Source organism: Litoreibacter ponti, assembly GCF_003054285.1.
Classification (GTDB): Bacteria; Pseudomonadota; Alphaproteobacteria; order Rhodobacterales; family Rhodobacteraceae; genus Litoreibacter; species Litoreibacter ponti.
Genome location: NZ_QBKS01000001.1, coordinates 1,107,745 through 1,132,907 on the forward strand (window position 1 = coordinate 1,107,745; position 25,163 = coordinate 1,132,907).

Annotated in this window: 25 protein-coding genes; 11 read left to right on the forward strand and 14 right to left on the reverse strand. The window is 63.3% G+C overall.

All coding sequences use genetic code 11. The features are described 5' to 3' along the window. Window positions 1–10: 10 nt before the first annotated feature. Window positions 11–1,213, forward strand: coding sequence for a DegT/DnrJ/EryC1/StrS family aminotransferase (locus C8N43_RS05530; protein WP_245912910.1), 1,203 nt, complete (start codon window positions 11–13; stop codon window positions 1,211–1,213). Between the two features lie 25 nt (window positions 1,214–1,238). Here the strand turns inward: C8N43_RS05530 and C8N43_RS05535 are convergent, their stop codons facing one another. Continuing rightward, the gene (locus C8N43_RS05535; RefSeq protein WP_245912912.1) at window positions 1,239–2,210 is read right to left on the reverse strand and encodes a LysR family transcriptional regulator; all 972 of its coding nucleotides are present in this window, start codon (window positions 2,208–2,210) and stop codon (window positions 1,239–1,241) included. A 66-nt stretch (window positions 2,211–2,276) separates the two neighbouring features. Between C8N43_RS05535 and C8N43_RS05540 the strand changes: the two genes are divergently transcribed. Beyond that, window positions 2,277–3,659, forward strand: a complete 1,383-nt coding sequence (locus C8N43_RS05540) for an aminotransferase (RefSeq protein WP_107844651.1) — start codon at window positions 2,277–2,279, stop codon at window positions 3,657–3,659. Window positions 3,660–3,668: 9 nt separating this feature from the next. Further along, on the forward strand, window positions 3,669–4,454 hold the full coding sequence (locus C8N43_RS05545; protein ID WP_107844652.1) for a CatB-related O-acetyltransferase: 786 nt from the start codon (window positions 3,669–3,671) through the stop codon (window positions 4,452–4,454). Here C8N43_RS05545 and trhA read toward each other — a convergent pair. The 4 genes from trhA to C8N43_RS05565 all read right to left on the reverse strand — a co-directional run bounded on the left by trhA (window position 4,451) and on the right by C8N43_RS05565 (window position 8,359). Then, window positions 4,451–5,101 carry a PAQR family membrane homeostasis protein TrhA gene (gene trhA / locus C8N43_RS05550; RefSeq protein WP_107844653.1) on the reverse strand — a complete coding sequence of 217 codons (651 nt, stop codon included), beginning with the start codon at window positions 5,099–5,101 and terminating at the stop codon, window positions 4,451–4,453. The genes C8N43_RS05545 and trhA overlap by 4 nt on opposite strands. A gap of 71 nt (window positions 5,102–5,172) precedes the next feature. Beyond that, window positions 5,173–5,739 (reverse strand): polyhydroxyalkanoate synthesis repressor PhaR, encoded by a 567-nt coding sequence (gene phaR, locus C8N43_RS05555; protein ID WP_107844654.1) that lies wholly within the window; start codon window positions 5,737–5,739, stop codon window positions 5,173–5,175. 174 nt (window positions 5,740–5,913) lie between these two features. Then, window positions 5,914–6,363, reverse strand: a complete 450-nt coding sequence (locus C8N43_RS05560; protein WP_107844655.1) for a phasin, PhaP — start codon at window positions 6,361–6,363, stop codon at window positions 5,914–5,916. A 187-nt stretch (window positions 6,364–6,550) separates the two neighbouring features. Further along, window positions 6,551–8,359 (reverse strand): PHA/PHB synthase family protein, encoded by a 1,809-nt coding sequence (locus C8N43_RS05565; protein ID WP_107846251.1) that lies wholly within the window; start codon window positions 8,357–8,359, stop codon window positions 6,551–6,553. Window positions 8,360–8,481: 122 nt separating this feature from the next. Between C8N43_RS05565 and phaZ the strand changes: the two genes are divergently transcribed. Beyond that, a complete protein-coding gene (gene phaZ / locus C8N43_RS05570) occupies window positions 8,482–9,765 on the forward strand; it encodes a polyhydroxyalkanoate depolymerase (RefSeq protein WP_107844656.1) in 1,284 nt (427 codons plus the stop codon). On the opposite strand, the gene C8N43_RS05575 is transcribed toward phaZ, so the two are convergent. The 7 genes from C8N43_RS05575 to C8N43_RS05605 all read right to left on the reverse strand — a co-directional run bounded on the left by C8N43_RS05575 (window position 9,762) and on the right by C8N43_RS05605 (window position 16,214). Continuing rightward, a complete protein-coding gene (locus tag C8N43_RS05575; RefSeq protein ID WP_107844657.1) occupies window positions 9,762–10,457 on the reverse strand; it encodes an alpha/beta fold hydrolase in 696 nt (231 codons plus the stop codon). The genes phaZ and C8N43_RS05575 overlap by 4 nt on opposite strands. Further along, entirely contained in the window at window positions 10,457–11,584 is a 1,128-nt protein-coding gene (locus C8N43_RS05580) for a cobalamin-independent methionine synthase II family protein (RefSeq protein ID WP_107844658.1), read from the reverse strand. Before C8N43_RS05580 ends, C8N43_RS05575 begins: the two co-directional genes overlap by 1 nt. Window positions 11,585–11,635: 51 nt before the next feature. After that, the gene (locus C8N43_RS05585) at window positions 11,636–12,397 is read right to left on the reverse strand and encodes an SDR family NAD(P)-dependent oxidoreductase (RefSeq protein ID WP_107844659.1); all 762 of its coding nucleotides are present in this window, start codon (window positions 12,395–12,397) and stop codon (window positions 11,636–11,638) included. Window positions 12,398–12,401: 4 nt separating this feature from the next. Further along, complete coding sequence (locus tag C8N43_RS05590; protein ID WP_107844660.1) at window positions 12,402–13,037, reverse strand: hypothetical protein; 636 nt, start codon at window positions 13,035–13,037, stop codon at window positions 12,402–12,404. Between the two features lie 109 nt (window positions 13,038–13,146). Further along, entirely contained in the window at window positions 13,147–14,127 is a 981-nt protein-coding gene (locus tag C8N43_RS05595; RefSeq protein WP_107844661.1) for an alpha/beta hydrolase, read from the reverse strand. Then, window positions 14,127–14,867 carry an alpha/beta fold hydrolase gene (locus tag C8N43_RS05600; protein ID WP_107844662.1) on the reverse strand — a complete coding sequence of 247 codons (741 nt, stop codon included), beginning with the start codon at window positions 14,865–14,867 and terminating at the stop codon, window positions 14,127–14,129. The genes C8N43_RS05595 and C8N43_RS05600 overlap by 1 nt, the downstream gene beginning before the upstream one ends. 63 nt (window positions 14,868–14,930) lie before the next feature. Continuing rightward, window positions 14,931–16,214 (reverse strand): MFS transporter, encoded by a 1,284-nt coding sequence (locus C8N43_RS05605; protein ID WP_170114411.1) that lies wholly within the window; start codon window positions 16,212–16,214, stop codon window positions 14,931–14,933. A gap of 115 nt (window positions 16,215–16,329) precedes the next feature. On the opposite strand from C8N43_RS05605, the gene C8N43_RS05610 reads away from it, so the two are divergent. From C8N43_RS05610 to C8N43_RS05630, 5 genes are read left to right on the forward strand one after another with little or no spacing between them, the layout of a single operon-like run. Further along, complete coding sequence (locus C8N43_RS05610) at window positions 16,330–17,121, forward strand: ArsR/SmtB family transcription factor (protein ID WP_107844663.1); 792 nt, start codon at window positions 16,330–16,332, stop codon at window positions 17,119–17,121. After that, complete coding sequence (locus C8N43_RS05615; protein WP_107844664.1) at window positions 17,118–17,519, forward strand: MAPEG family protein; 402 nt, start codon at window positions 17,118–17,120, stop codon at window positions 17,517–17,519. Before C8N43_RS05610 ends, C8N43_RS05615 begins: the two co-directional genes overlap by 4 nt. Before the next feature lie 32 nt (window positions 17,520–17,551). Further along, window positions 17,552–18,439, forward strand: a complete 888-nt coding sequence (locus C8N43_RS05620; protein ID WP_107844665.1) for an ABC transporter permease — start codon at window positions 17,552–17,554, stop codon at window positions 18,437–18,439. Beyond that, entirely contained in the window at window positions 18,436–19,236 is an 801-nt protein-coding gene (locus tag C8N43_RS05625; protein WP_107844666.1) for an ABC transporter permease, read from the forward strand. The genes C8N43_RS05620 and C8N43_RS05625 overlap by 4 nt, the downstream gene beginning before the upstream one ends. Next, entirely contained in the window at window positions 19,233–20,321 is a 1,089-nt protein-coding gene (locus C8N43_RS05630; RefSeq protein WP_107844667.1) for an ABC transporter ATP-binding protein, read from the forward strand. Before C8N43_RS05625 ends, C8N43_RS05630 begins: the two co-directional genes overlap by 4 nt. Here C8N43_RS05630 and C8N43_RS05635 read toward each other — a convergent pair. Further along, complete coding sequence (locus C8N43_RS05635) at window positions 20,281–22,200, reverse strand: hypothetical protein (protein WP_107844668.1); 1,920 nt, start codon at window positions 22,198–22,200, stop codon at window positions 20,281–20,283. The genes C8N43_RS05630 and C8N43_RS05635 overlap by 41 nt on opposite strands. A 163-nt stretch (window positions 22,201–22,363) precedes the next feature. Here C8N43_RS05635 and thrS point away from each other — a divergent pair, with 163 nt between their 5' ends. Beyond that, window positions 22,364–24,310: a threonine--tRNA ligase gene (gene thrS, locus C8N43_RS05640; RefSeq protein WP_107844669.1), complete on the forward strand. Its 1,947-nt coding sequence runs from the start codon at window positions 22,364–22,366 to the stop codon at window positions 24,308–24,310. Here thrS and C8N43_RS05645 read toward each other — a convergent pair. Then, window positions 24,302–24,613 (reverse strand): arsenate reductase family protein, encoded by a 312-nt coding sequence (locus tag C8N43_RS05645; RefSeq protein WP_107844670.1) that lies wholly within the window; start codon window positions 24,611–24,613, stop codon window positions 24,302–24,304. The two genes, thrS and C8N43_RS05645, sit on opposite strands and share 9 nt — an antisense overlap. Before the next feature lie 285 nt (window positions 24,614–24,898). On the opposite strand from C8N43_RS05645, the gene C8N43_RS05650 reads away from it, so the two are divergent. Continuing rightward, on the forward strand, window positions 24,899–25,108 hold the full coding sequence (locus tag C8N43_RS05650) for a cold-shock protein (protein ID WP_107844671.1): 210 nt from the start codon (window positions 24,899–24,901) through the stop codon (window positions 25,106–25,108). Window positions 25,109–25,163: the final 55 nt, after the last annotated feature.

Consider the following 25,163-nt stretch of genomic DNA (forward strand, 5'->3'; position numbering starts at 1 on the left):
GAGCTTCGATATGCGTGACTTTATCCAAGATGCACCGGACACCTACGCCGCAGAGCCGATCCCGGACGAGGCGAAGACCGCCATCGACGCGCTTTTGAGCTCGGGCGATTTGTTTCGCTACACGTCGGAGCGCGCGCCCGTAGCGCTGCTCGAAGAAGAATTCGCGCAGCTCTTGGGCTCGAAATACGCGCTGGCGGTGTCTTCGTGTTCCGCCGCATTGTTCCTCTCGCTCAAGGCGCTGGACCTGCCGAAGGGCGCGCGGGTGCTGATCCCGGCCTTCACCTTCGCCGCCGTGCCCTCCGCCGTGGTGCACGCCGAGTGCCAGCCCGTGCTGGTCGAGGTCGACGCCACCTACCGCATCGACCTGCAGGATTTTGAAGCGAAGATCGCCGACTGCGACGCCGTTCTGATCAGCCACATGCGCGGGCACACCTCCGACATGGACGCGATCAAGGCACTGGCCTTCGTCTATGACGTGCCGGTGATCGAGGACGCGGCCCATTCGCTGGGCACGACCTGGAACGGTCAGAATATCGGCACGTTGGGCCATGTCGGCTGCTTCTCGTTTCAAAGCTATAAGATGATCAACGCGGGCGAAGGCGGTATCATGGTCAGCGACGACCCGGAGCTGATCGCGCGCGCCGTGATCATGTCAGGGGCCTATGAGCACAATTGGAAGAAGCACGCGATTGTGGGCGAGATCGCAGCGCGGTGGCAGAACCGGCTGCCGCTCTACAACCTGCGCATGCAGAACCTGTCGGCCTGCGTGATCCGCCCGCAATTGGGTGAGTTGGAGCGCCGCGTGCGCGATGGCCGCGCCAACCATGACTATGTCGCGGCGAAACTGTTGGCCTCAGACATGTTCGAGGTCCCTGCCCCGCTCGCCCCCGAGCTGCGCGCGCCGGACTCGCTGCAGTTCAATCTGCGTGGGTTCACCGATGCGCAGGCAGAGGCCTTCATGGCGGCCACCACACGGCGCGGCGTCGGCACGCAGGTCTTCGGCCTGTCGCAGGACAACGCACGCGCCTTCTGGAACTGGCAGTTCATCCCCGGCGAGTTGCCGGAGCTGCCCAAGACCCGCGCCATGCTGGCGCGCGCCTGCGACACGCGGCTGCCCGCGCGGCTGACACAATCGGAGCTGGATTTCATCGCCGACGCGATCATCGACGCGGGTCACGAGGTGCGCGGGACGGACGGCGCGCCAAATCAATAATGGCGGGCGCGCATCGCGCGCTCCTTTAGGTCAAGACCCGCATCTGTTCCTTGAGCCACGGCATGCGTTGCGTGCAAAATCCCACGATGTCCCGCTCGACCAGCGGCCGCAGCTCGGCTGCGACCTGCGCGGGCATATCCTGGATGGCCCCTTCGCGCGCCACCAGCGAGATGCGGCGAGATAATGCGGCAAACGGCGGCTCATACACGTCCACCCGGTCCATGAACCGCTTGGCCCGCATCACGCCCAGCGGGGTCAGCACCGTCCAGCCCTCGCCCCGCGCGACCATCGCCATGATCGCGTGATAGCTGTCGAGCTCGAACCGGTTGGTGGCCTTCAGCCGCACCCGCGCCAGATGCGCCGCGATCTGGCGGCCCATGACATGGCGGGTCGTGTAGGAAATCAGGGGGGTGGCGCGCAGCTGCTCCATCAGATCTTGGCCCGGGCGCACCATGCGTTTGGGGGTCACCACCACAAACGGGTCTTCCATCAGTGGATGGACCTCATAGCCCGGCGGCAAGTTGCCCGGGTCGGCGGCCACGACCATGTCGAGCGCACGCGCCTCAAGATGGTCGAGAAGCCGGTGCGACGCGCCGGTATCAAGCAGGAATTGCGCCTTCGGCATCGCGCTTGCCAGTTGCATCAGCAGCGCGGGCGTCACGTCGGCGTCGAAATCCTCGATCACGCCAAGGCGCAGGCGCATCCGGGCGCTCAGGTCCTTCAACGTCAACTCGGACGTCGCCATGGCGGCCTCGTGCAGGATCGCCTGCGCGCGGCGCAAAAACAGATCGCCGGCTTGGGTCAATGGCATCGGACGCTCGGCGCGGTTGAGCAGCTTCACCCCCAACGCCGCCTCGAGGTTCGACAATTGCTGGCTGACCGCGGACGGGCTCGCCCCCAGCCGCTGCGCCGCGGCTGTGATCGAAGGCTCTTCGGCTGCGGCGACAAAAATCTCGACCTGCCACAGCGTAATCTTTCCCGGAGTGTCGACCATCATCTCGCCAATTGCTGCGCCCAAATTTGAGGCGTAAGCTAGCCGCAACTGAAAGCGGAGACCAGAGATATGCGCGACGACAGCCCCAACAGCTGGGAGGCCCGTGCGGACGCCCACTCCTTCTACGGCTTCACGGACCTGCCCTCGATCGAGCAGCGCGGCGCGGTCGTCCTGACCCATGGCGAGGGGCCTTATGTCTTTGATGTGCATGGCCAAAAATACCTTGATGCCAATTCGGGGCTTTGGAACATGGTGGCCGGGTTCGATCATGCAGGGCTCGCCGCGGCGGCCAAGGCGCAATACGACCGCTTCCCTGGCTACCACGCGTTTTTTGGGCGCATGTCCGACCAGACGGTGATGCTGTCGGAGAAGCTGATCGCGGTGTCGCCGTTTTCGCGCGGCAAGGTGTTCTACACGAACTCGGGCTCGGAGGCGAATGACACGCTGGTCAAGATGTTGTGGTTTCTGGGCGGCGCGCAGGGCAAGCCCGAACGGCGCAAAATCCTGACCCGCAAGAACGGCTATCACGGGGTGACGGCGGTCTCGGCCTCGATGACCGGCAAGCCCTACAACTCGGTCTTCGGCCTGCCGCTTGATGGCTTCATCCATCTCACCTGCCCGCATTACTGGCGCGAAGGGTTGCCGGGCGAGAGCGAGGCAGCGTTCACAGCGCGCATGGGCGCGGAGCTGGAAGAGGTCATCGCGCGGGAAGGCGCGGATACGATCGCGGGCTTCGTGGCGGAGCCGGTGATGGGCGCAGGCGGGGTGATCCCGCCATCGGAAGGCTACTTCCAGACCATCGCACCGATCCTGAAGAAACACGGTATTCCCCTGATCGCCGACGAGGTGATCTGCGGCTTCGGGCGCTGCGGCACGGATTGGGGCTGTCAGGCCTACGATTTTCTGCCGGATGCGATCATCAGCTCAAAAAACCTGACCGCAGGCTATTTCCCCATGGGCGCGGTGATCCTCGGCCCGGAGTTGACCGACCGGTTGCAAGCGGCGTCCGACGCGATCGAGGAGTTTCCCCACGGCTTCACCGCCTCCGGCCACCCCGTCGGCTGCGCGGTCGCGCTGAAGGCGATCGAGGTGATCCTTGAAGGCTCTGACGGGGCTGCGCCACTGATCGACAATGTGCGCGCGCTCACACCGCAATTCGAGGCGGGGCTCGCGCGATTGGCCGAGCATCCGCATATCGGCGAGGCCCGCGGCAAAGGGCTGATGGGCGCGCTGGAAGCGGTAAAGGACAAGGCGACGAAGACGCCGTTCGACGGCGCGCTCTCGGTCTCCGAGCGGATCGCGAACACCTGCACCGATCACGGGCTGATCTGCCGCCCGCTCGGTCAGGCCGTGGTGCTCTGCCCGGCCTTCGTGATGACGCCCGCGCAGATGGATGAGATGTTCGAAAAGCTCGAAGCCGCGTTGAAACAGGTCTTCGCGGAGGTCGCCTGAGGCATTGCCATGAAGCGTCTGAATGCAAATTTTGGCTACCTGCGCAAAATCGGCCTGCGGGTTGCGGAGGGATTCAACACCCGAGGACGGCTGTTCTTGCTTGACTACGAAGCCCCGGCGCAGCTCAACAATGGCGCCGCCTTCTACTATCAGGACCTGCAGATCGGCGCCTATTCCTACCTGCGCACGGGCACCATTCGGCATGTAAAAAGCATTGGCCGGTACTGCTCCATCGCGCCGAACGTGACCCTGGGCGAGAGCGAGCATATGACCGATTGGATGTCGAGCTCGCCCGCCTTCCACCGCACGGATCAGTTCTTCTTCTACCCGCCCGAAGACAAGGCCGCGCCCGCGCGGGTCATGCCGATGGACGAGGTTGAAAATGACAGCGCGACCGGCGAGGTCGAGATTGGCCATGACGTATGGATCGGCACGGATGTGGTCGTGCGGCGCGGGGTCAAGATCGGCACCGGCGCCGTTGTGGGCGGTGGCGCGTTTGTGACCAAGGACGTGCCGCCCTACGCGATCGTGGCCGGCGTTCCGGCCAAGGTGCTGCGCTACCGCTTTTCCGAGAAGGTGATCGAGGCGATGCTGAAGGTCAAATGGTGGGAGTTCGATGCGAATGTGCTCGCGGGCGTGCCATTCAACAAACCCGCCCACGCGCTCTTGGAAATTGCAGAGCGTGAGGCTGCGGGCAAGATTGCGCGCAGGCCAGAGGTCTTTGGACGGATCAGGCTTGCAACCGCTGGCTTCCGGACCATCCGCCCGTCGCCGCAAGTGGGCTTGAAGGACTAGGCCGCAAGCACCGCGAGCGTCACGGCGGCGAAGAAGCAGCCGGAGGCCACGACGACAAAACCGTGCCAGATCGCGTTTGCAAAGCGCAGGCTGTCCCAGTGAAAGAAGATCACCCCGCTGGAATAAAGCAATCCACCCGCGACAGCGCACCAGCCCGCGGCGGTGGAAAGCTGGAAGATGCCCCAGATCAGCGCGACGCTGATCCAGCCGAGACCAAGGTAGAGCGCCGCGTTGAAGCGGCCGGGCGTGCTCCACCGAAACAGCTTGGTGCCCGCGCCCAGAAGGGCCAGCGCCCAGACCAGACCCAAGACGACGTAGCTGACAGCAGACCCGAGCGCCACGACGAAGGGCGTGTACGTCCCTGCGATCTTGAGGAAAATGGTTGCATGATCAGCGCGACGCAGACGGGTGCGAAAGCGCTCCCACGGGGTCATGTGATATGCGCCGGACACGGTGAACATCGCCACCAGTCCGGCCCAATAGATGCTCAACGCGCCAAGTTGGCCGGTGCTGAGGTGATCGGATTGGTAAGCAAGGAAAATAGCGATGGCGATCAGCGACGCGCCGAGGCCCAGAAGATGGATTAGCCCGTCGGCCCATTTTTCGGCGCGGGAGTAGTCGGGATAGCGGTCTTCGGGCGTGTCCATACCCCTTACTTACACCGATTGATTAAGATTTCGATGACAGCCAGGCATTCTCTGCCGCGACGTCATGCGATCTACTTGCCCATCTTGGCCAGTGCCGCCTGCATTTCGGCCAGTTGTTTCTTGATCGCGTCCAGCTCGTCGGAGCTCTCGGGCTTGGGGGATTCTGCATCCGCATCGTCGTCCGCACCGGGCATCTTGCCGCCGGTCCACCCCCCCATCATGGTCTTCATGAACGCCTCTTGCTGGGCCTTGATCTGGTCAAAGCCGGGCACGCCGCTCATGGGCTTGGACATCTGTTCGACCATCTTGGACTGGCCTTCGCGCAGCATCTCGAAACTGGCCGACAGGAAGTCGGGCACCATGGTCCCCGCGCCCGCCGTGTAGCTGCGCACGAGATCGGTCAACACGTTGATCGGCAACACGGATTCGCCGCGGCTTTCATTGTCGGCAATGATCTGCAGCAGGTATTGTCGGGTCAGGTCGTCGCCGGATTTTAGGTCCACGATCTGCACATCGCGGCCTTCCTTGATGAAGCCGGAAATGTCGTCGAGGGTGACGTAATCGCTGGTCTCGGTGTTGTAGAGCCTGCGGGACGCGTAACGCTTGATCAGCAACGGCGAATTTTCTGCTTTGGCCACGGATCATCTCCCTCAATCACTGCGGTGCAGAAAACGCTAGCGCAGCCCGGAATGAAAGGAAAGGGGTTGGGGCGCAACAGCCCCCGGAACAAAAAAAGGGCGGGCACGAGGCCCACCCTATAAATCTGCGCGCCTAAGGGAGGATAAGCGGCAGTATTTTTGAAGCGCTAGAGCTTAGGCAGCTTTTGCGGCTTTCTTTGCGGAAGCGGCCAGCTCGTCGGTGGCTTTCTTCACTGCGGAAGTGGTTTCTTCCTGCATGTCTTTGCCAGCGGCCATCAGCAGCTCGACGGTTTCCATCTGCACTTTCTTGGCGACTTCAGCGAAGGCGGCCATGTGCTCTGCCGAGGACTCGGCTTGTGCGGATGCAAAGTCGGTCACGGCTTTGGTGTAGTCGGCGGGCTCGGCCTGCGCCTTGGTCACTGCGGTCATTTTGGCCAGCGACTCTTTGGTCCATTTGGCGGACAGGTCGGTCGTGGTTGCAGCGGCGTCCAGAGCAACTTTGGACATTTTCTCGCCCAGAGCAGCGGAGGTTTTCGCCATCTCGTTGAATGCGGACATGTCCACGGGGAAGGCAGCAGCCATATCGGTGAACACTTTGGTGTAGTCTTGGGTCTTAGCAGCCATGATATCTATCTCCAGTTTTCGGCCTGATCGGATCGTCCGCCAGAGCCGGGTATTCGTTTCGATTGAGCTGAATGTATATGCTGCAGTGCGGCATTGCAAGCTTTTTCTGCGCTGCAGCATGCACAATTTGACGCAGGGGCACCGGATGCCCCCTGCATGTCAAACGCAGAGGTGAAACCCTTCTAAATCAGGCGTTCGGCTTGGACAGCACGTATGTGCCCGGGGCATCCCCAAGTGGTTGAAATTCCTTGGATCCCGGTTGCCGCGCCTGCACCATCTTGTCGTCATCCCGGCTCAACCACGTATCCCAACGCGGCCACCACGAGCCCTCGTTACGGGTCGCGCCTTCCATCCATTCGTCCTGCGTGCCGGACAGATCGTCATTGGTGTAATGGCCGTATTTCTTCTTCGATGGCGGATTGATGATGCCCGCCACATGGCCGGATTCGGACACGATGAAGGTCTTGTCGTCCGAGCCCATCTTCTGGACCCCGGTGTACGAGCCGCGCCACGCCGCGATGTGATCAGTCTCGCAGGCGATCGCGCAGACCGGCACGGTGACATCGGCCAGCGACAGGGTCTCGCCAAGAAGCTGGAACTCGCCTTTGGCCAGCTTGTTGTCCTGGCACAGCTCACGCAGGTAATCGACCACGAAGCGCCCGGGCAGGTTCGTGCTGTCGCCGTTCCAGTAAAGCAGATCGAAGGCGGGCGGCGCCTCCCCCAACATGTAAGAGCGGATCGCGGGGCCATAGACCAGATCATTGGCGCGCAGATACGAGAAGGTGCGCGACATGAAAAAGGAGTGCAGATAGCCCTTCTCGGACACCTGCCGCTCGATCCCGTCGACGAAGTCATCATCGAGGAAGACGCCCATCTCGCCCGGGTCCTCGAAGTCGGACAGCATGGTGAAGAACGTGGCCGACTTGATCGACTTGTCGCCCCGCTTCTTCATCAGGCCCAGCGTGAGGGTCAGCATGGTGCCGGCGATGCAGTAGCCCACCGCGTTGACCTGCTTTTGCTTGGTGATCTTCTTGACCGTGTTGATCGCGGTCAGGTAGCCGTCCTCGACGTAATCCTCGATGCCGACTTCCTTGTAGGCCGCGTCGGGGTTGATCCAGCTAACGATAAACAGCGTGTGGCCCTGATCGACGATCCATTTGATCAGCGAGTTCTCGGGCTTCAGGTCCATGATGTAGAACTTGTTGATCCAGGGCGGGAAGATCACGACCGGGGTCGCGTGCACCTTCTCGGTCGTGGGAGTGTACTGGATCAACTCGAACATGTGGTTGCGGAATACGACCTTGCCGGGGGTGGCGGCGATATTCTCGCCCACCTTGAAAGCGGTCTCGTCGGCGAGGCTGACAAGCAGGTCGCCTTCGTTGGCCTCGATATCATGGACGAGGTTCTCGAGCCCCTTGACCAGCGACTCGCCATCGGTTTCGACCGCGCGCGACAGCGCTTCGGGGTTGGTGGCAAGGAAATTGGTGGGCGAGAACAGATCCACGATCTGCTGGGCGAAGAACGACACCCGGCGCTTTTCATGCTCGTCGAGCCCCTCGAGCCCATCCATCGCATCGGTGATGGCCTCAGCCGAATAGAGGTATTGCTGCTTGATGAAGTTGAAATAGGGGTGCGTGTCCCACAGCTCTGACTTGAATCGGCGATCCTTGGGGCCGGTATCCTCGGGCGGGGCGAGCTTGCCGTGGGCCAGCTGTGACTGCGCCTCGACATAATGTTTGAGCGACTTTCCCCAGTAGCTGACCTGTTGTTCGATGATCTTTGACGGGTTCTTCATCATTTCCGCCATATAAGCGGCGGCGGCCTGCACGTAGACGTCGTGACCGGGGGCCTGCAGCCCGGGATCGGCACTTTTTTTCTGCCCCATGGCGGCCACAAGACGCTTGGACAACTCGTCCATCTTCGCCAGATTCGCATTGAGGCGTTCTAGCTTCACTGCAGCATCAATGTCGGTCTCGGTGTCAGTTTCGGTTGTCATCGGGTCCATTCCACAATACCTTGATGCTGCAACTGCGAGATACCGTCCGCCCGACCGGGAGGCAAAGCGACGTTTTGACGTAGGGCAACAGAGATGTAGCTTACGCCTGAAAGGAACCTCCTGTGAAGTATATGCTCACATACGACCTGATGGAAACGATGCGGGTCACAAACCAGTGGATGGGCGCGACCGCCCAGGCCATGGGCGCCTTTCCGGCTGTACAGATGACCCCCAACCCCTGGTTCAAGATGCTCGGCGCCTGGGGCGAAGTGACGGAACGGGCCTTCTCGCGCATGGTGGCCAAGCCCGACTGGAACATCGCCTCCGTCGTGGGGGAAGACGGGCGCGACCACTTGGTCGTCGTTGAGCCGGTCGTGACCAAAGCCTTTGGCGACCTGATCCACTTCAAAGTGACGGACCGCCCGGAAAAGCCGCGCAAGATCATGCTTGTCGCCCCGATGTCGGGTCACTACGCAACGCTGCTGCGCTCGACCGTGGTCAGCCTGCTGCCCGACGCAGAGGTCTATATCACCGACTGGCACAATGCCCGCGACATCCCTGTGAGCGAAGGCAAGTTCGATATCGAGGATTACACCCTCTACCTTGTCGAGTTCATGCGTCATCTCGGCCCCGACACCCATGTCATTGCCGTCTGCCAACCCGCACCGCTGGCGCTGGCCGCGACCGCCTATCTGGCCGAGGACGAGCCCGACGCCCAGCCGCGTTCGCTGACCCTGATCGGCGGGCCGATCGATCCCGATGCCGCCGCGACGGACGTGACCGACTTTGGCCGCCGTGTAACGATGGGCCAGCTTGAAGAGAGCGCGATCCAGCGCGTGGGCTTCAAATATCCGGGCGTTGGCCGGATGGTATATCCGGGCCTGCTGCAGCTGGCCTCTTTCATGTCGATGAACGCCGAAAAGCACAGCCGCGCCTTTGGCGAGCAAATCCTGCGCGTGGCGCAGGACGAGGCGGGCGAGCACGACAAGCACAACAAGTTCTACGACGAATATTTGGCGGTCATGGACATGACGTCAGAGTTTTACCTCTCGACGGTGGAGCGCATTTTCAAAGGTCTGGAGATTGCCAAGAACGAGTTCGTCGTCGAAGGACGCCGCGTCGATATCGGTAAGATCACGACCGTGGCGGTCAAGACCGTCGAAGGGTCCAATGACGACATCTCCGCGCCGGGGCAGTGCATCGCCGCACTGGACCTGCTAACCGGACTGCCGGACGAGAAGAAAGCGTCCCACGTGGAGCCCGGCGCCGGGCATTACGGCATCTTCGCGGGCCGCAGCTGGCGCAACAACATCCGCCCGCTGGTGCTTGATTTCATCGACGCCAACGCGACGGACGCGACGCCGAAGAAGAAACGCCGCAGCAACGTCACCAAGCTGAAAGCCTAGGCCGCGAGCCACTCCGCAAGGGCGGCATTGACCGCCTCGGGCTGCTCCAACGTGGACAAATGCCCTGCATCGGGGATAACACGCAGCTGCGCGCCAAAGATCAGGTCCGCCATGAATTGGTGGCGCTTGACCGGGCAAAGCGCGTCGTGCTCACCGCACAGCACCAGCGCCGGCAGCCGCGCCTTGCGCAGCACATCTTGCTGATCACGGCGGCGCTGCAGGGCACGCGATTGGCGCAGGAAGACCCCCTCCCCCATGTCGAGCGCCATGTCGAGCACCAGATCGAGCACCGCCTGACGGCCTGGACCGGGGGCCAGATAGTTCGGCTTCATCTCGTCGCGCATCACCTCGACCAGCGAGCCCGCCATCACGCGGGCGATCTGCGGCTCGCGCTCGGCGGCCTTGGCGGGGGGCTCTGCCATGGAATTGGTGTCGAGCAACGCGATGCGAGTGATGCGGCCCGGCGCCTGACGCAGCATCTCCATCGCGACGATCCCGCCCATCGAAAGCCCCGCCAGGGCAAAGCGCTGCGGCGCGGAGGCGAGCACCTCTTCGGCCAGCGCCTCTACCGTGTCGTGGCCCGTGATCGGGGCCAGATGGATCGCGCGATCCGCCCCGAACGCCTTGATCTGCGGCCCGAACAGCCGAGCGTCGCACATCATGCCCGGCAGCAGCACCAGTGGCTCAGGCATCAGCGCGCGCTCGCGATCTTCGCGCCCTGGACCATCGCGCCGAGCTTGGCATAGGCGATCTCGGGGTCCACGGCGCCGAAGCCTGCGAAGGTCCCGAAACCGCAATCGGAGCCCGCGATAACGCGCTGCTGACCCACAATCGGGGTGAAATGGTCAAGCCGCTGGGCGACAACCTCGGGGTGTTCGACGAAATTCGTCGTCGTGTCCACAACGCCGGGGATCAGGATCTTGTCCTCGGGGATCTCGGACGCGCGGTCGCGGAAGACGGTCCATTCATGGGCGTGGCGGGGGTTGGAAGTCTCGAACAACAGCCCCGACGCGTTGACCGACATGAAGGTCGAAAAGACCTTGGCCATGTCGATATCGCAGACATGCGGCCCTTCGTAGTTGCCCCAGCAGATATGGACTCGCACCCGGGACGGGTCGATGCCGGCAAGCGCGCCATTCAGCGCCTCGACATGGGTAGCCGCGATCTTCAGGAACTCGTCATCGGACAGATCGCCAAAGAGCATGTGGCGCGACAGAGCCAGGTCGGGGCAATCGAGCTGCAGGTACAGCCCGGCATCGACAATCGTGCGGTACTCCTCCGCCATCGCGTCGGCCAAGGCGGCGAGGTATTCGTCGCGGCTGGCGTAGAAATCGTTCTGCAGAAACAGCGAGATCACCCCCGGTGAGGCCGCGTTCATGAACCCCTCGGACGCGCCATGGGTCGCCATACCGGCCTTGAGATTGGCGATATCGGCCAGCAGCTCGTCCTGGCCTTTCGACTTCACTTCGCCGGTGCACATTGGGCGCGCGTATTGCGGGGTGCCGCCCGCCTCGGCCAGACGTTTCAGGAAGGTCGGGAAGAGCTTCAGATCCCCCGGCGCGTTGCGCGGGCTGTCGCCGGAAAAGCCGGTGTAGCGGTCTTTGACATAGGTGGCGTAGCTGATCTTGGAGGTCTCGCCGTCAGAAACCACGTCGATCCCCACCTCTGTCTGCCTGCGCACCGTCTCGGAGCAGGCAGCGGCCATGGTCGCGTTGAACCCGTTGCGGTCGTAGCTTTCGCCGTTCTCGCGGGCGAAGATGTAGTCCACCACGTCCTGCGTGCGCGGCAGGCTGCCGGTGTGGGTTGTCTTGATGCTCATGGCCGTCTCCCTCGTTTGCCTCGTTGTTCCCGAAAGCGGGAGCGGATGCAACTAGCCCGCCGTCCAGCCGCCATCGACAAGGATCGAGGTGCCGGTGACCATTGCGGAAGCGTCAGATGCCAGGAACAGGGTCGCGCCCATGATATCCTCGACCAGCCCGATCCGGGGCAGCTTGATCTTGGCGTCGATCCAGGCGCGCTTCTCTGGATCGGCAAAGGTCGGCTCGGTCAAGGGCGTTTTGATGAAGGTCGGGCAGATTGAGTTCACCCGGATGTTGTCGGGCCCCCATTCGATCGCCATCGCCTTGTTGAACCCTTCGACCGCGTGTTTCGTCGCGCAATAGACCGCCCGGTCCTGCCCGCCGACATGGCCCATCTGCGATGAGATCTGGATGATCGAGCCACCGCCGCGGCTGCGCATCTGCGCGGCGGCTTTCTGCGCCAGAAAATACGCGGCCTTGATGTTGATGCCGGTGACCGCGTCGAAATCCGCGACACTTGTGTCGGAGGCCGCGCTGTGCCGGGCGAGCCCTGCCGAATTGCACAGGATGTCGAACGGCCCATGTGCGTCCATGCCCGCCGTGACGGCGTCCAGATCGGTGACATCAAGCGCGAAGCCGGAGGCGTTGAGCCCGGCCTCAGTCATCTCGGCCACACTTTGCGCCACCTGATCAGCGCTACGTGCCGCGATCACGACCTCTGCCCCGGCCTCGGCCAGTGCGACGGCGCAGCCAAGTCCGATCCCGCGCGAGCCGCCGGGCACGAATGCCCGCTTGCCATCAAGCCGCATCGAAGGGGTCCGGGGAAGTGTCATAGCGTCAATCTCCTTGCCATGGCTCAGGGATAGCGGGTTGGGCAAGCCCGCGGAAGGGCGGAAAATCGGCGTAGCGCGCGGCGCGCGTCTTCGCGTCCTCCGGCGGCTCTTCGTGCGCGCGGACCAGCTTGCCGCGCGGGGCGATGTAGCTCGAAATCGTGCGCCGCGGCGCAGGCTCCCATGTCAGGTTGAACGCCGCAAGCTTGGGGAAATACCACTGCTCGGAATAGGGCAGATGGTCGTGAATCCAATAGGCCAGATCGCGCCAGTCCCGCCCCCGCGCATATTGATCGGCAAACCACGGGATCACGATGCTGGCCCCGCCAATGGGCGTGCCGGGCCGGTCCCAGATGTGGCATTCGCCGGGATAGTCGTTGCGCGCGCAGTTGAGCTTGTTCTCGTTGCCATAGCGGTTGAGCTCGGGCGAGCGGTAGCCGGAGCGGACCGTGACGCAGCCGAAAGTCTCGTGCAGCGGGTCCAGCAGGGTCGTGCAGAAGGCGCGGCCGACTTCCAGTGTCCGCTCGACATCGCGCGGGATGTTCGGGCGCGCGTGAAAATTGCTGATCTCGGAATACAGAAACTCGCGCATGAAGAAATACTTCGACAGCCGCTCGCGCCCCAGCGTCTCCAGTGACCACATGGAGGCCGGTCGCCGCTTCATGATCCCTGTTTCATCTTTGCGGACATATTCCCACCGGAGCCTTGCACGACGGCTTTATAACGACGCCGCGCGGGACAATGCGCGACGCTCACAACCCTTCCACCCAGTCTTTCAGCAAGGCCACAGTCTCGTCGGTCTGTCCGGGCGACAGGATATCGCCCGCGATCACGTGATGAAACGGATCGTCCCCCTCGCCCATGACACGCGGGGCCAGTTCGACCGGGCCACCCCATTTGGTGGACACGGCGCGCGTGGTCTCGGACGACACCACGCCGTCCTCGTCGGAGAACACGAACAGTGCGGGTGTGGAGACCTCGGAATAATCCAGCTCGCGGGCGTATTTCACGACCGCCGCCATCGGGATCAACGCCGTGGTCGGGTAAAGCGTCGTCCAGTATTTGCCGTGGTCCTCGTTGATCGGCGCAAAGCTGCGCTCCGCGCCCGCAACCAGCGCGGCCCAGCTGCGCACCATCGGCCATTCGAGGATCACGGCGGCGGGCGAGCGGACGCGGAAATTGGGCGAGACCATCGCGATGCCCTTCACCCGCTCCATCAGGGCAGGATTGGTGGCCGCAATGGCGGCGACGGTGCCGCCGGTGGAAGTCGCGATCACCACCACCTCTTCGCCGATCCGCCGTCCGATGGCGAGCGCCTCAGCGGTATCCTCGATCCAGTCGCCCGCGACAGGCTCTGCCATGGCAAGCCCACCGCGCCCGTGTCCCTTGAGCCGCGCGTAGAAGAGGTTAGCACCAAGCTCCTCGGCGAGCCGGTCGGGGACCGGGCGGATTTCTTCGGAGGTCGCGGAGAACCCGTGGATATAGACGATGGACAGCGGCGTCCGGGTGCCAGGTGAGCCATGCCAGATCACGCGCTTCTCGACACCTTCGGTGATGTCGTCGAACTGCGCCTCAGTCCGGGCCAAGTACGCATCAAGATCATCGCCCAGAACACTGGAATCAAAAGAAATTTCTGTATCTACAGGCTCTCGCGGCACGAAGGTCCAGATTGCCAGACAGACCAGCACCAGAACCAGCAGGACGCGGCCCATAATTCTGCCAAACCGGCGCATCACAGCGCCCCCAGGACGTTGTCGATGGCGTTCTCGATCAACTCCAGCGCGGCCGCGTCGGAGAACCGGTGATCGCCACCCTTGAGCAGGACAAGCCGCATATCCGGCCCCTCGGCATGGTCGAGCAGGCGCAGGGCGACGGACATGCCGACATCCGCATCATCGGTGCCCTGCAGGAAGCGCGTCGGGAAGGGCAGCGGCAGCGGGTCGCGCAGCACCAGATGGGCGCGCCCGTCCTCAATCAGCCGCTTGGTGATGATGTAGGGCTCGCCGTAATCCGAGGGCAGCGCGACCTGCCCCGCGGCAAGCTCCGCCTTCTGGGCGTCAGAGAAGCCCGCCCACATGCTGTCTTCGGTAAAATCCGGTGCCGCGGCGATGGTCACCAGCCCGGCGATGCACGCCGCGATGCGCTTGGTCATCAACAGCGAAATCCAGCCGCCCATGCTGGAGCCGACAAGGATCTGTGGCCCATCCGTCAGGGCGGTGATCGCGGCTTCGGCGTCCTCGGCCCAATCGCCAATCGCGCCGTCGGTAAATGCGCCGGAGCTTTCGCCATGGCCGGAATAGTCAAACCGCAAGAAAGCGCGGCCCTGCGCGCGCGCCCACGCTTCGAGATGCACAGCCTTTGTGCCCTCCATGTCGGATTTGAACCCGCCCAGAAAGACCAGCCCCGGGCCGCGGCCCTCGGTGCGGTGATAGGCGATCCGGCGGCCCTGCGCCGTGTCGAGATATTTGGGCATGGCCCCTCCCCTGAAGCTCTTTCGGGGAGGCTAGCGAAACCGCCGCGCAGCGCAACCTAAACGCTACGCCCCTTCGACCTCGTCGAGGCCCAACGTCAGGGCGGCGGCGGCGAATGACATCAGCGCGAACGCCGCCAGCGTGGCCCCGGCCCCGACCAGCCCCGCCAGCGCACCAAAGCCGCCGGAAATCAGCAGTAGAACCCCGATCACTGTGTTCGATACGGCGGTGTAGGCGGAACGTTTGTCTTCGGGGGCCATGTCCACCAAGTAGGTCGACCGCCCCTGCCGCACCCCGTGATAGGCGATCATCAGCGCGAAGATCGACAGCGGAAGCGCCCAGATGGTCGACAGCAAGCCCGCCGCGCCAAGCGCGAGGGTCAAAAGCAGCGACGCACCGCCCGCAAGGCCCGAATATTGCAGGACCCGCCGCGAGCTGCGGTCCGATAAGCGGCCCCAGACGTAAGAACTTGCGAAAGACGCCAGCGAAGAGGCCAGCACGAGCGCGCCCAACTGCGAAAAGGCACCTTCTGACCCTGCGAAAAGCAACATGTAAGGTGGCGCAAGCGCGGTGGCGACCAGCAGGCCGCGCACGGCGATGAAGCGCGTGAGCTGCGGGTCGCTCTTGAGCAGATGGAACTGCTTGAGCGGCTCGAAATCGTCGGACGCGCCCTCGCTATCCTGCTCGCGCAGGGTCGCGAACATGGTAGAGCCTATCGCCCAGAGACAGGCCGCAAGCCCGATGGCGCAGAACACCAAGAGCTCCCGGCCCAGCAGGCCACTCATCAACAGCAGCGCGAAGACAATCACTCCGGCAGAGGCGATCGTACTGGCGGTGCCGGTGATCGAGCCACGGTGCTGCTCGGCCACCGTCTTGCCAAGTACATCCTTGTAGGACACGCTGCACACGCTGCGAGACAGGGCCAGAACGGCAAGGCAGGCGCAGATCGCCGCGCCCGCCGCCGCGCCGGACAGGGTCAAGGCTGAAATCAGAATACCGAACGCGCCAAGGGCCTGCCCCGCAGCCCCCGCGACCCACGCCCATTTGCGCTGCGCCATCGCTTCGATCCAGGGCGCAAGCGCGAGTTGCGGCAGCAGTGCGCCCGCCTCACGGATCGGCACCAAGAGGCCCACATAGAAAGCGGGGCTGCCCAGCGACGTCAAAAGCCAGCTCAGGACCAGCTTCGGGTCGACCAGCCCATCCGCCACCTTGCTCGCCGTCAGGGAGGCCACGTGACGCAGCGCATTGTGGGGCTCGTCGGCATTGGCGGCTTCGGTCAAACCCTGGCTCGAATCGGGGTTCTCGACCAGGCGCGCGAAGGCGGCTTCTTCGACGGTTTGCTCAGACATGAGACGCTCTCGGATGACGGTGGGACCCGGATTAACTGTCTGATCCCACATAGGTTCCCGATAAATTAAGTTACCATCTTGTCACGTAACTAGTTAGTCACCTATAATCATTCCCATGGATATGATCTTCAAAGCCTTGGGCGACCCTGCCCGCCGCCTGATCCTCGATAGCTTGCGGGCCAAAGACGGACAGACCCTGTCGGAGCTGGAACCGCAGCTGGAAATGACCCGCTTCGGGGTCATGAAACACCTTGGTGTGCTGGAACAGGCAGGGCTGATCGTGACCCGCAAACAGGGCCGGTTCAAACACCACCACCTCAACGCCCTGCCCCTGCAAGAAGCCATCGACCGCTGGATTGAGCCGCTGCTGGCCAAGCCCGCCGCGCGGGCGATGATTGACCTGAAAACCAAACTGGAAGGAGGCACTGCCATGCCCGAGACCGACACTGAAACCCCTGATTTTGTTATGGAAACCTTTATCAACTGTGGCCAGGACGCGCTATGGGCCGCCTTGACCGAGGGCGAACAGGTGCCGCTTTATCACTTCCCTGGCTTCGTCGGCCGCGGCACGCTGAGCGAAGCAGGCGACACGCTGGACATGGTGGCCCCCGATGACAACCTGATCCTGCGCCACAAGCTGGTGAAAGCCACGCCGAAGACGCGGCTGGATGTGACGTTCGAGCCCCATTGGGTCGAGCCGAATATGGAAGCGTCGCGGTGCAGTTTTCTGATCACCCCCGGCGCGGGCGCGGATGGCATACCGTGCAAATTGCGACTGGAGCATTTCTCCATCCCGGCTGGGCAAGAGGGCGTTGCCGAAGGCTGGGCGCGGGTGTTGTCGGGGCTGAAAAGCTACCTTGAGACCGGCAAGCAGACCAATTTCGCGCAGGCGGAGGTCGACGCATGAGCACCGAACTTTTCTACCTGACCCTCGTGGCCCTGCTGGCGGCATCCATGTGGATCCCGTTCATCGTCGGCGTGAACCTTGCCCCCAACAAGGACTTCACCAGTTTCGCGACCCCGCCGGATCTGACACAAATGCAGCCCTGGGTGCAGCGCGCGAACCGGGCGCATCTGAACCTGATCGAACAATCGGCCCCCTTCGCGGTGCTGGTCCTGCTGGCCGCGCATCTGGGCGTATCGACCCCTGCAACCGCGCTGGCAGCGGCATGCTTCTTCTGGCTGCGCGTGGCCCACGCGGTGGGCATGATCTCCGGCTGGGCGCGACTGCCGCTGCGCCCGCTGATTTTCACCGCAGGCTGGGTCTGCTGCCTTGTGATCGGCTGGGCCATCCTGAGCGCATAAGCCCTTGCCCCGCGCCCCTGTTTGCCTAATCTATGAGGCCAAACAGGGGCCAGAAACCGATAGCAAACACCTTCGACACTGACGCCAAACGCGGCCTGGCCCTGGTGAGCCCCACCGCCATCTATGTGCTGATGCTGCTGGCTGTGCCGCTGGCCACCATCGTGGCCTTCAGTTTCTGGACGCAGGATTTCCTTGAGATCGACCGGACGCTGACGCTGGCCAACTACATCGAGGCCTTCAGCGATCCGATCTACCGCACGATCCTGCTGCGCTCGCTTTGGGTGTCGGGGATCGTCACCGTGATCACCGTGGTTCTGGCCTTCCCGATTGCCTATTTCGTCTCGTTCCACGTACCGGCCGAGCGCAAGGCGCTTTGGATCTTCCTGATCACCATCCCCTTCTGGACCTCGTACCTGCTGCGCGCGTTCCTGTGGAAGGTGATCTTGGGCTTCAACGGGGTGCTGAACTCGGGGCTACTGGGGCTTGGGATCATTGATGAGCCGCTGACCTTCATCCTGTACAACACCAACGCGGTGGTGATCACGCTGGCCCATGCCTTTGCGCCCTTCACGATCCTGCCGATCTACGTCGCGCTCGAGAAGATCGACCGCTCGCTGCTGGAGGCCTCCAAGGATCTGGGCGAGGGCACGATCCGCACCTTCACCCGGGTCACGCTGCCTCTGGCGATGCCGGGGGTCGTGGCCGCCACGCTGATCGTGTTCATCCCCACGATCGGGGACTACGTGACCCCGCGGCTGGTGGGCGGGCCGGACGGGCTGATGATCGCCAATATGATCCAGACCCAGTTCCTGAAGCTCAATAACGCGCCGATGGGGGCCGCGCTGTCGGTGCTGGCGATGGCGTCGGTGACGCTGATCTCGCTGGTGTTCCTGTTTGCCAACCGCAGGTATCTGAAATGAGCTGGCTGCGGGTCTACGCCATCGCGTATCTGGTATTCCTGTACCTTCCGGTCATCCTGCTGCCGATCTTTTCGTTCAACGACGCCACGGTCATCGCCTTCCCGCTGCAGGGCTTCACGACCCAGTGGTTCACCGAACTTGCGGGCATCGGCGCGCTGCACGGCGCGCTTCAGAACTCGATCTTCATCGCGCTCGTGACGGCGACCCTGTCGACGATCCTTGGCATCTGCGCTGCGCGCGCCTCGACCCGCTACCGTTTCCCGGGAAAGGCACCGATCATGGGGGCGATCATGCTGCCGCTTGTGCTGCCCGAGATCATCGTGGCGGTGTCACTGTTGGTGGTGCTGCTGCAGCTGGGCTTCTCGCTGACCGCCTGGACGGTGATCATGGGCCATACGCTGATTTGCACGCCCTTCGCCATCGCGATCCTGAGTTCCAGTTTCCAGGGGCTAGATCTGTCGATGGAGGAAGCCGCGATCGATCTGGGCGAGAGCCGCTGGGGCGCATTTCGCAAGATCATCCTGCCGCTGGTGACCCCCGGGATCGTGGCGTCCTTCCTGATCGCCTTCACCATCTCGATGGACGAGTTCATCATCGCCTTCTTCCTGACTGGCGCGGAGCCCACTCTGCCCGTCTACATCTGGTCGCAACTACGCTTCCCCAAGCGGCTCCCTTCGGTCATGGCGCTCGGCACGCTTCTGATCCTGGCCTCGCTGGCGCTGTTGATGCTAGCCGAGTATTTCCGCCGCCGCGGGCTGCGCCGCACCGGCGCCAAAGACAGTGGAGGGTTCCTGTGAGCTCCATCATCTCGCTCTCGAATATCGAGAAATTCTACGGCGACTATCACGCGCTGCGGGGCATCGACCTGGAGATCCGGCAAGGCGAGTTCTTCTCGCTGCTCGGGCCCTCGGGTTGTGGCAAGACCACGCTTTTGCGGGTGATCGCAGGGTTCGAAGAGGTCTCCGATGGGGTCGTACTGCTGGACGGCGCGAATATGGCGGGCGTTCCCGCGAACCGGCGGCCCACGAACATGGTGTTCCAGAGCTACGCGATCTTCCCGCATCTCAGCGTGGGCCAGAACGTGGCGTTTGGGCTGCGCAAGCGGGGCCTTGGCAAGGACGAGACCGCCAATCTGGTCGATGAGGCGTTGGAAATGGTGGGCCTTGCAGGCTACGGCACCCGCGCGGCCCATGCGTTGTCGGGCGGACAGCGGCAGCGCGTGGCGTTGGCGCGCGCGTTAATCCTGAAGCCGAAGGTGCTGCTGCTGGACGAGCCGCTCTCGGCGCTCGACAAGAAGATGCGCGAGCAGATGCAGACCGAGCTGCGGCGGCTGCAGCGACAAGTGGGCATCACCTTCATTCTGGTCACCCATGATCAGGAAGAGGCGCTGATCATGTCGGACCGGATCGCGGTGATGTTCGAGGGCGAGATCGCCCAGATGGCCAGCCCGCAAGAGCTCTACCGCCGCCCCGCGACCCGGCGCGTGGGGGAGTTCATCGGGGTGATGAATTTTCTTAAGGCGCAACAGGTCGGGGCCGAGAAGCGGGAAGTCTTTTTCGAAGTCGAGGGGCTCGGCCGAGCCGCCGTCGACGAGGACCAGATGCCCGAAGGCGCCCGCGCCGTGGCCGATGTTGTGGGGCTGCGGCCCGAAGCGCTTTCGATCCTGTACGAAGGGCAGGACGGCGCGGGCCACGTGGTCGAGGCGACGGTGCATGACCTCGCCTATTACGGCGACATGACCTATTACGACGTGGTGCTGGACGGCGCGACCAAGCCGGTGACGATATCCATGAAAAATCTGATCTCGCGCCCCGTGCTGGAGCGTGGCACGAAAACGCGGGTCAGCTGGGATCCGCGCTCTCTGGTGATCTTCGCGGCGTAGGAAACAGCGAAAACTCGACCTCGTCGCCGTAAAGCTCCCGCCAGACCTGATGGTCGGTGAAATAACCGGTGTGGCCCCCCGCGTCGACGCGCAGGTTCCATTGAACCGACTCCAGCGCGTCATCGATTGTCGTGCCCACAAAATCGTCCGCCCGGTGGATATTGACCCATTTGGAGCCCGGCGGCAGCCCCGTCCATGACACCTGAAAATGCTCCGGGAAGTAGTGGCGGTAGATATGGGTCACCGGGCTTCCCATGGTAATCAGCAAAATGTCCGCCACGCCGTGCTTGGCGAGCAGCCGGTGCACGGACGGGTCCTGCAACATCTGGGTCGCGATCACGGTGCCTTGGGAATGGGAGATCACGGTAAGCCGGGTCGGCCGGTAGGCAGGCAGCGCGTATTGCAGCACCCGTTTGAACCGCGCGTTGATCTCGCGGCGCAGCGGGAAGTTCTTTTTGTGGGTCTCCAGATCGTCCTCGGTCCACTGGCATTCGGCCTGCACGGCATAGGTGACGATGTCGCGCCCGACGCCAAGCCCGCCCGCGACAAGTCCCGGCGCGTTGTAGATGAACAGGCCTAGCCCCGCGATCGCGGCAAGGATCAAGGTGCTGATCGCCCCGCCCTGCTCCGGCACGAAGATCGGCCGCTCGAGCAGACCGAGAAAAACCGCAAATTGCGAGGCGACTGCCACCACACAGGCGATCAGGAATGCCCCCAACACGACGCGTAGCCCCTTGTTCAGGATCACCCGGCGGATCAGATCGCGCCTTGAAAAGATGTATTCGCGATGCTGGCCGCGCACCCAGACCAGCACAACCGCGGCGACCAGCAGCGCACCAAGGAAGACGACAGACAGGGTCAGCGTGCTGAGCACGTCTTCGAGATGCGTGTCGAGCAGGTTGTAAAGCAATCCGTCCGGCTCTGTCGCGCCGCGCGGCGTGCTGAGTTGGCCGGTGATCTCCTTGAACAACAGCCAAAGCGACGCCGACAGCACCATCCAAAGCAGCACCATGGCCGAGCAGACCGCCGGGAAAAGCGTTTTGTCGTGGGATGCGCTTGGTTTGCGGAAGAAAAGAGATGTCGCATAGGTGAGCGCCGCAAGCGCCACGGCGGCAATCCAGCCTGCATCGAGCAGGCGCAGGCTCCAGAGCAAAAAACTGTCGAGGGCCTGCTGCGCCTCCCCGGACCAGATACCGGGCGAGATCACGACGATGGCCGCAAGAACCCCGCTGAAGCCGATCATGCCTTTGGCGAAAATGCGCACCAGATAGGTGCGCGCGATGCGCTCATGCAGCCAGAGCCCGAGCGCGAGTGTCAGGCCCCACACGATCAGCAACAGCGCCCAGACCGGCACGACCGGGCCGATCTTGACCGCCGTGAGGTCCAGCAGCAAAGCCGCCGCGCCTGCGAAGAGCAACGCGTTCAGCGGCGCGATCACGCCGTAGAACACCCATGTGAACAGATGCACGAGGCCCACGGCGGGCCATTTCCGCGTGTTCTCGACATTGTCCATCGCGATGTAGCCGAGGCCCAGCACGACCTTCATCAGATCGAACGCGGTCCAGAGCGGACCATTGGGCGCCGGGGATTTGTCGGCCCAGTAGACTTCCGCGAACACCGCATCATCGCCGCTGTCATCTTCGCCCGCGCGCCGCACGCGGCGCAGATGCACCGGAAACAGCTGCGCGTTGCGCGGGGTGCCGTCAAACCGGGCCTCCGCCAGCTCGATCAGGTCGCGGTGGACCTCCACCGGCTCTGCCGCCTTGATGACATCTCCATCCTTGAACTGTGTCGTCGCCGCACCGACGATGGCATCCACCGTCTCGCCGGGGCGTTGTTCACCGATACCGTGAACCGTAAGCACCAAATGCCGGCCCATACCCTCACCTCAAATTGTCTCAATCAATGGGGCAAGGCTAACACGGGGTCCGATTTTCGCCAAAGCCTCGCTTGACGCGCCGGGCAGCCCCGGCCATGTAGGGCGCAGACATAACCCGCAACCGGGCGTTCCGTGGGCGCCAAACCGACGAGGAGCCAAGCTGATGGCCTCTATTTCCCTGACATTTCCTGACGGCAATTCGCGCGACTATGACGCGGGCGTGACGCCTGCCGAAGTCGCCGCCTCGATCGCATCCTCGCTGGCCAAAAAGGCGATCTCCGCCACGGTCAACGGCGCGCATCACGACCTGCAATGGCCGATTGAGGCGGACGCTTCCATCGCGATCAACACGATGAAGGATGAAGAGCCCGCGCTGGAGCTGATCCGGCACGACCTGGCCCATATCATGGCCCGCGCCGTGCAGGAGATCTGGCCCGACACGCAAGTCACCATCGGCCCGGTCATCAAGGATGGCTGGTATTACGACTTCGACCGCGCGGAGCCGTTCGTGCCCGAAGACCTCGCGCTGATCGAGAAGAAGATGCGCGAGATCATCAATAAGCGCGAGCCTGTGCGCACCGAGGTCTGGGAGCGCGAGCGCGCCATCCAGCACTACAAAGACAATGGCGAGCCCTACAAGGTCGAGCTGATCGACAGCATCCCAGGCGACGAGCCGTTGCGCATGTATTGGCATGGCGACTGGCAGGACCTGTGCCGCGGGCCGCATTTGCAGCACACGGGCCAGGTGCCCGGCGACAGCTGGAAGCTGATGTCGATTGCGGGCGCCTATTGGCGCGGCGACAGCGACCGCGCCCAGTTGCAGCGCATCTACGGTGTCGCGTTCCAGAACAAGGAGCAGCTGAAGGCCCATCTGCACATGCTCGAGGAGGCCGCCAAGCGCGACCACCGCAAGCTGGGCCGCGAGATGGACCTCTACCACATGCAGGAAGAGGCCCCCGGTCAGGTCTTCTGGCACCCCAATGGCTGGACAATCTACACGACCCTGCAGGACTACATGCGCCGCAAGCAGCGCGCGGGCGGCTACGTCGAGGTCAACACCCCGCAAGTCGTGGACCGCCGCCTGTGGGAAGCCTCGGGCCACTGGGAGAAGTACCAAGAGCACATGTTCATCGTCGAGGTGGACGAGGAGCACGCCCGCGAAAAGGCGATTAACGCGCTCAAGCCGATGAACTGCCCCTGCCACGTGCAGGTCTACAACCAGGGGTTGAAATCCTACCGCGACCTGCCGCTGCGCATGGCCGAGTTCGGCTCCTGCGCGCGCTACGAGCCGTCAGGCGCGCTGCATGGCATCATGCGGGTGCGCGGCTTCACGCAGGATGACGGCCACATCTTCTGCCGCGAGGACCAGATCGAGAGCGAGACGGCGGTCTATATCGACTTCCTGTCCTCGATCTATCGCGATCTGGGGTTCGAGAATTTCCGGGTGAAGTTCTCCGACCGGCCCGAGACCCGCGCGGGCTCGGACGAGGTATGGGACAAGGCGGAGCACGCGCTTCTCTCGGCCACCCGCGCCGCCGGGATCGAGCCGGAGATGAACCCGGGCGAAGGGGCGTTCTACGGCCCGAAGCTGGAGTTCGTGCTGACCGACGCCATCGGGCGGGATTGGCAATGCGGCACGCACCAGGTGGATTTCGTGCTGCCCGAGCGGCTGGACGCGACCTACATTGGCGAGGATGGCAACAAGCACCGCCCCGTGATGCTGCACCGCGCGACGCTGGGCAGTTTCGAGCGCTTCATCGGCATCCTGATCGAGGAGCACGCGGGCAAGCTGCCCTTCTGGCTGGCGCCGCGGCAGGTGGTCGTGGCCTCGATCGTCTCGGACGCGGATGAGTACGTGACGCAGGCCGTCGAGACGCTGCGCGCCGCGGGCGTGCGGGCCGAGGCCGACATCCGCAACGAGAAGATCAACTACAAGGTGCGCGAGCACTCGGTGGGCAAGGTCCCGGTGATCCTGGCCGTGGGCAAGAAAGAGGTCGAGGACGGCACCGTCACCGTTCGCCGGCTGGGCGAGAAGCAGACCTCCGTGGTGGCGCTGGACGAGCTGGTCCCGCAGCTGGCGGACGACGCGCTGGCGCCCGATCTAAAGTAGCGCTGCCTGCACGTCCTTGCCCCAGCCCAGATGCAGCGTGCCGTCGTCGTCGATGACGGGGCGCTTCATCAGGGTCGGATGCGCCTCCAGCAGGTCGAGCGGGTCGCGGGCGCGCTCGGCCGCGTCCAGCCCCCGCCATGTGGTCGAGCGGGTGTTGAGCAGCGCGTCGCCGAAGGCCGCGTGAAACCGCTCCAACGCGGGCCGCGGCAGCGGGGTCTCCCGCACGTCCACGAACGCGGCGTTCGGCAGGGCTTTCAGGGCCTTGCGGCAGGTGTCGCAGCTCTTGATGCCGTAGAGTCTCATGGGGTCCTCGCGTGATTTCGGAGCAATCTATGGCGAATGACACAAAAATTGTCCAGATTTCGCCGCCTCTAAGTCCTTGACGACAAAAGGCTTCCCTAGCGTCACCTTGCCGAGGCCCGGAGTCTCAATTTCTGTCATTGAAGTTTCAGAATCGGACTCTATCCTTACTTTTGTGAGACAGACTTGACTGCACGGCCCTCTTCTACGGATCAGATGGCAAGCATAAGACGCTGCTGCACCATCCCGCCGCATACCGCGGGCGGATCTTTAGAAGGAGATACGGATATGGCCACTGGCACCGTAAAATGGTTCAACACCACCAAAGGCTTCGGCTTCATCGCGCCCGACGATGGCGGCAAGGACGTGTTTGTGCACATCTCCGCCGTCGAGCGGGCTGGCCTCACCGGCCTGCGCGACGACCAGAAAATCCAGTACGAGATGATCGAGGGCCGCGACGGCCGTCAATCGGCTGGCGACCTGGTCGCGCTGGATTAACTGCGCTTTCATTCGAGTTTGAAGAAGCTCGCTCCCGCGAGGGAGGCGGGCTTCT

Excerpts from the sequence above, each read along its gene's own strand:
- C8N43_RS05645 (WP_107844670.1), bottom strand. The coding sequence starts at position 24,613 with ATGAGACTCTACGGCATCAAGAGCTGCGACACCTGCCGCAAGGCCCTG.
- C8N43_RS05590 (WP_107844660.1), bottom strand. The coding sequence starts at position 13,037 with ATGTGGTCACTGGAGACGCTGGGGCGCGAGCGGCTGTCGAAGTATTTC.
- C8N43_RS05625 (WP_107844666.1), top strand. The coding sequence starts at position 18,436 with ATGAGCTGGCTGCGGGTCTACGCCATCGCGTATCTGGTATTCCTGTAC.
- C8N43_RS05565 (WP_107846251.1), bottom strand. The coding sequence starts at position 8,359 with ATGACAACCGAAACTGACACCGAGACCGACATTGATGCTGCAGTGAAG.
- C8N43_RS05575 (WP_107844657.1), bottom strand. The coding sequence starts at position 10,457 with ATGCCTGAGCCACTGGTGCTGCTGCCGGGCATGATGTGCGACGCTCGG.
- C8N43_RS05560 (WP_107844655.1), bottom strand. The coding sequence starts at position 6,363 with ATGGCTGCTAAGACCCAAGACTACACCAAAGTGTTCACCGATATGGCT.
- C8N43_RS05610 (WP_107844663.1), top strand. The coding sequence starts at position 16,330 with ATGGATATGATCTTCAAAGCCTTGGGCGACCCTGCCCGCCGCCTGATC.
- C8N43_RS05635 (WP_107844668.1), bottom strand. The coding sequence starts at position 22,200 with ATGGGCCGGCATTTGGTGCTTACGGTTCACGGTATCGGTGAACAACGC.
- C8N43_RS05530 (WP_245912910.1), top strand. The coding sequence starts at position 11 with ATGCGTGACTTTATCCAAGATGCACCGGACACCTACGCCGCAGAGCCG.
- C8N43_RS05535 (WP_245912912.1), bottom strand. The coding sequence starts at position 2,210 with ATGATGGTCGACACTCCGGGAAAGATTACGCTGTGGCAGGTCGAGATT.
- C8N43_RS05620 (WP_107844665.1), top strand. The coding sequence starts at position 17,552 with ATGAGGCCAAACAGGGGCCAGAAACCGATAGCAAACACCTTCGACACT.
- C8N43_RS05615 (WP_107844664.1), top strand. The coding sequence starts at position 17,118 with ATGAGCACCGAACTTTTCTACCTGACCCTCGTGGCCCTGCTGGCGGCA.
- C8N43_RS05585 (WP_107844659.1), bottom strand. The coding sequence starts at position 12,397 with ATGACACTTCCCCGGACCCCTTCGATGCGGCTTGATGGCAAGCGGGCA.
- C8N43_RS05580 (WP_107844658.1), bottom strand. The coding sequence starts at position 11,584 with ATGAGCATCAAGACAACCCACACCGGCAGCCTGCCGCGCACGCAGGAC.
- thrS (WP_107844669.1), top strand. The coding sequence starts at position 22,364 with ATGGCCTCTATTTCCCTGACATTTCCTGACGGCAATTCGCGCGACTAT.
- C8N43_RS05650 (WP_107844671.1), top strand. The coding sequence starts at position 24,899 with ATGGCCACTGGCACCGTAAAATGGTTCAACACCACCAAAGGCTTCGGC.
- C8N43_RS05545 (WP_107844652.1), top strand. The coding sequence starts at position 3,669 with ATGAAGCGTCTGAATGCAAATTTTGGCTACCTGCGCAAAATCGGCCTG.
- C8N43_RS05540 (WP_107844651.1), top strand. The coding sequence starts at position 2,277 with ATGCGCGACGACAGCCCCAACAGCTGGGAGGCCCGTGCGGACGCCCAC.
- C8N43_RS05600 (WP_107844662.1), bottom strand. The coding sequence starts at position 14,867 with ATGCCCAAATATCTCGACACGGCGCAGGGCCGCCGGATCGCCTATCAC.
- C8N43_RS05605 (WP_170114411.1), bottom strand. The coding sequence starts at position 16,214 with ATGTCTGAGCAAACCGTCGAAGAAGCCGCCTTCGCGCGCCTGGTCGAG.
- trhA (WP_107844653.1), bottom strand. The coding sequence starts at position 5,101 with ATGGACACGCCCGAAGACCGCTATCCCGACTACTCCCGCGCCGAAAAA.
- C8N43_RS05595 (WP_107844661.1), bottom strand. The coding sequence starts at position 14,127 with ATGCGCCGGTTTGGCAGAATTATGGGCCGCGTCCTGCTGGTTCTGGTG.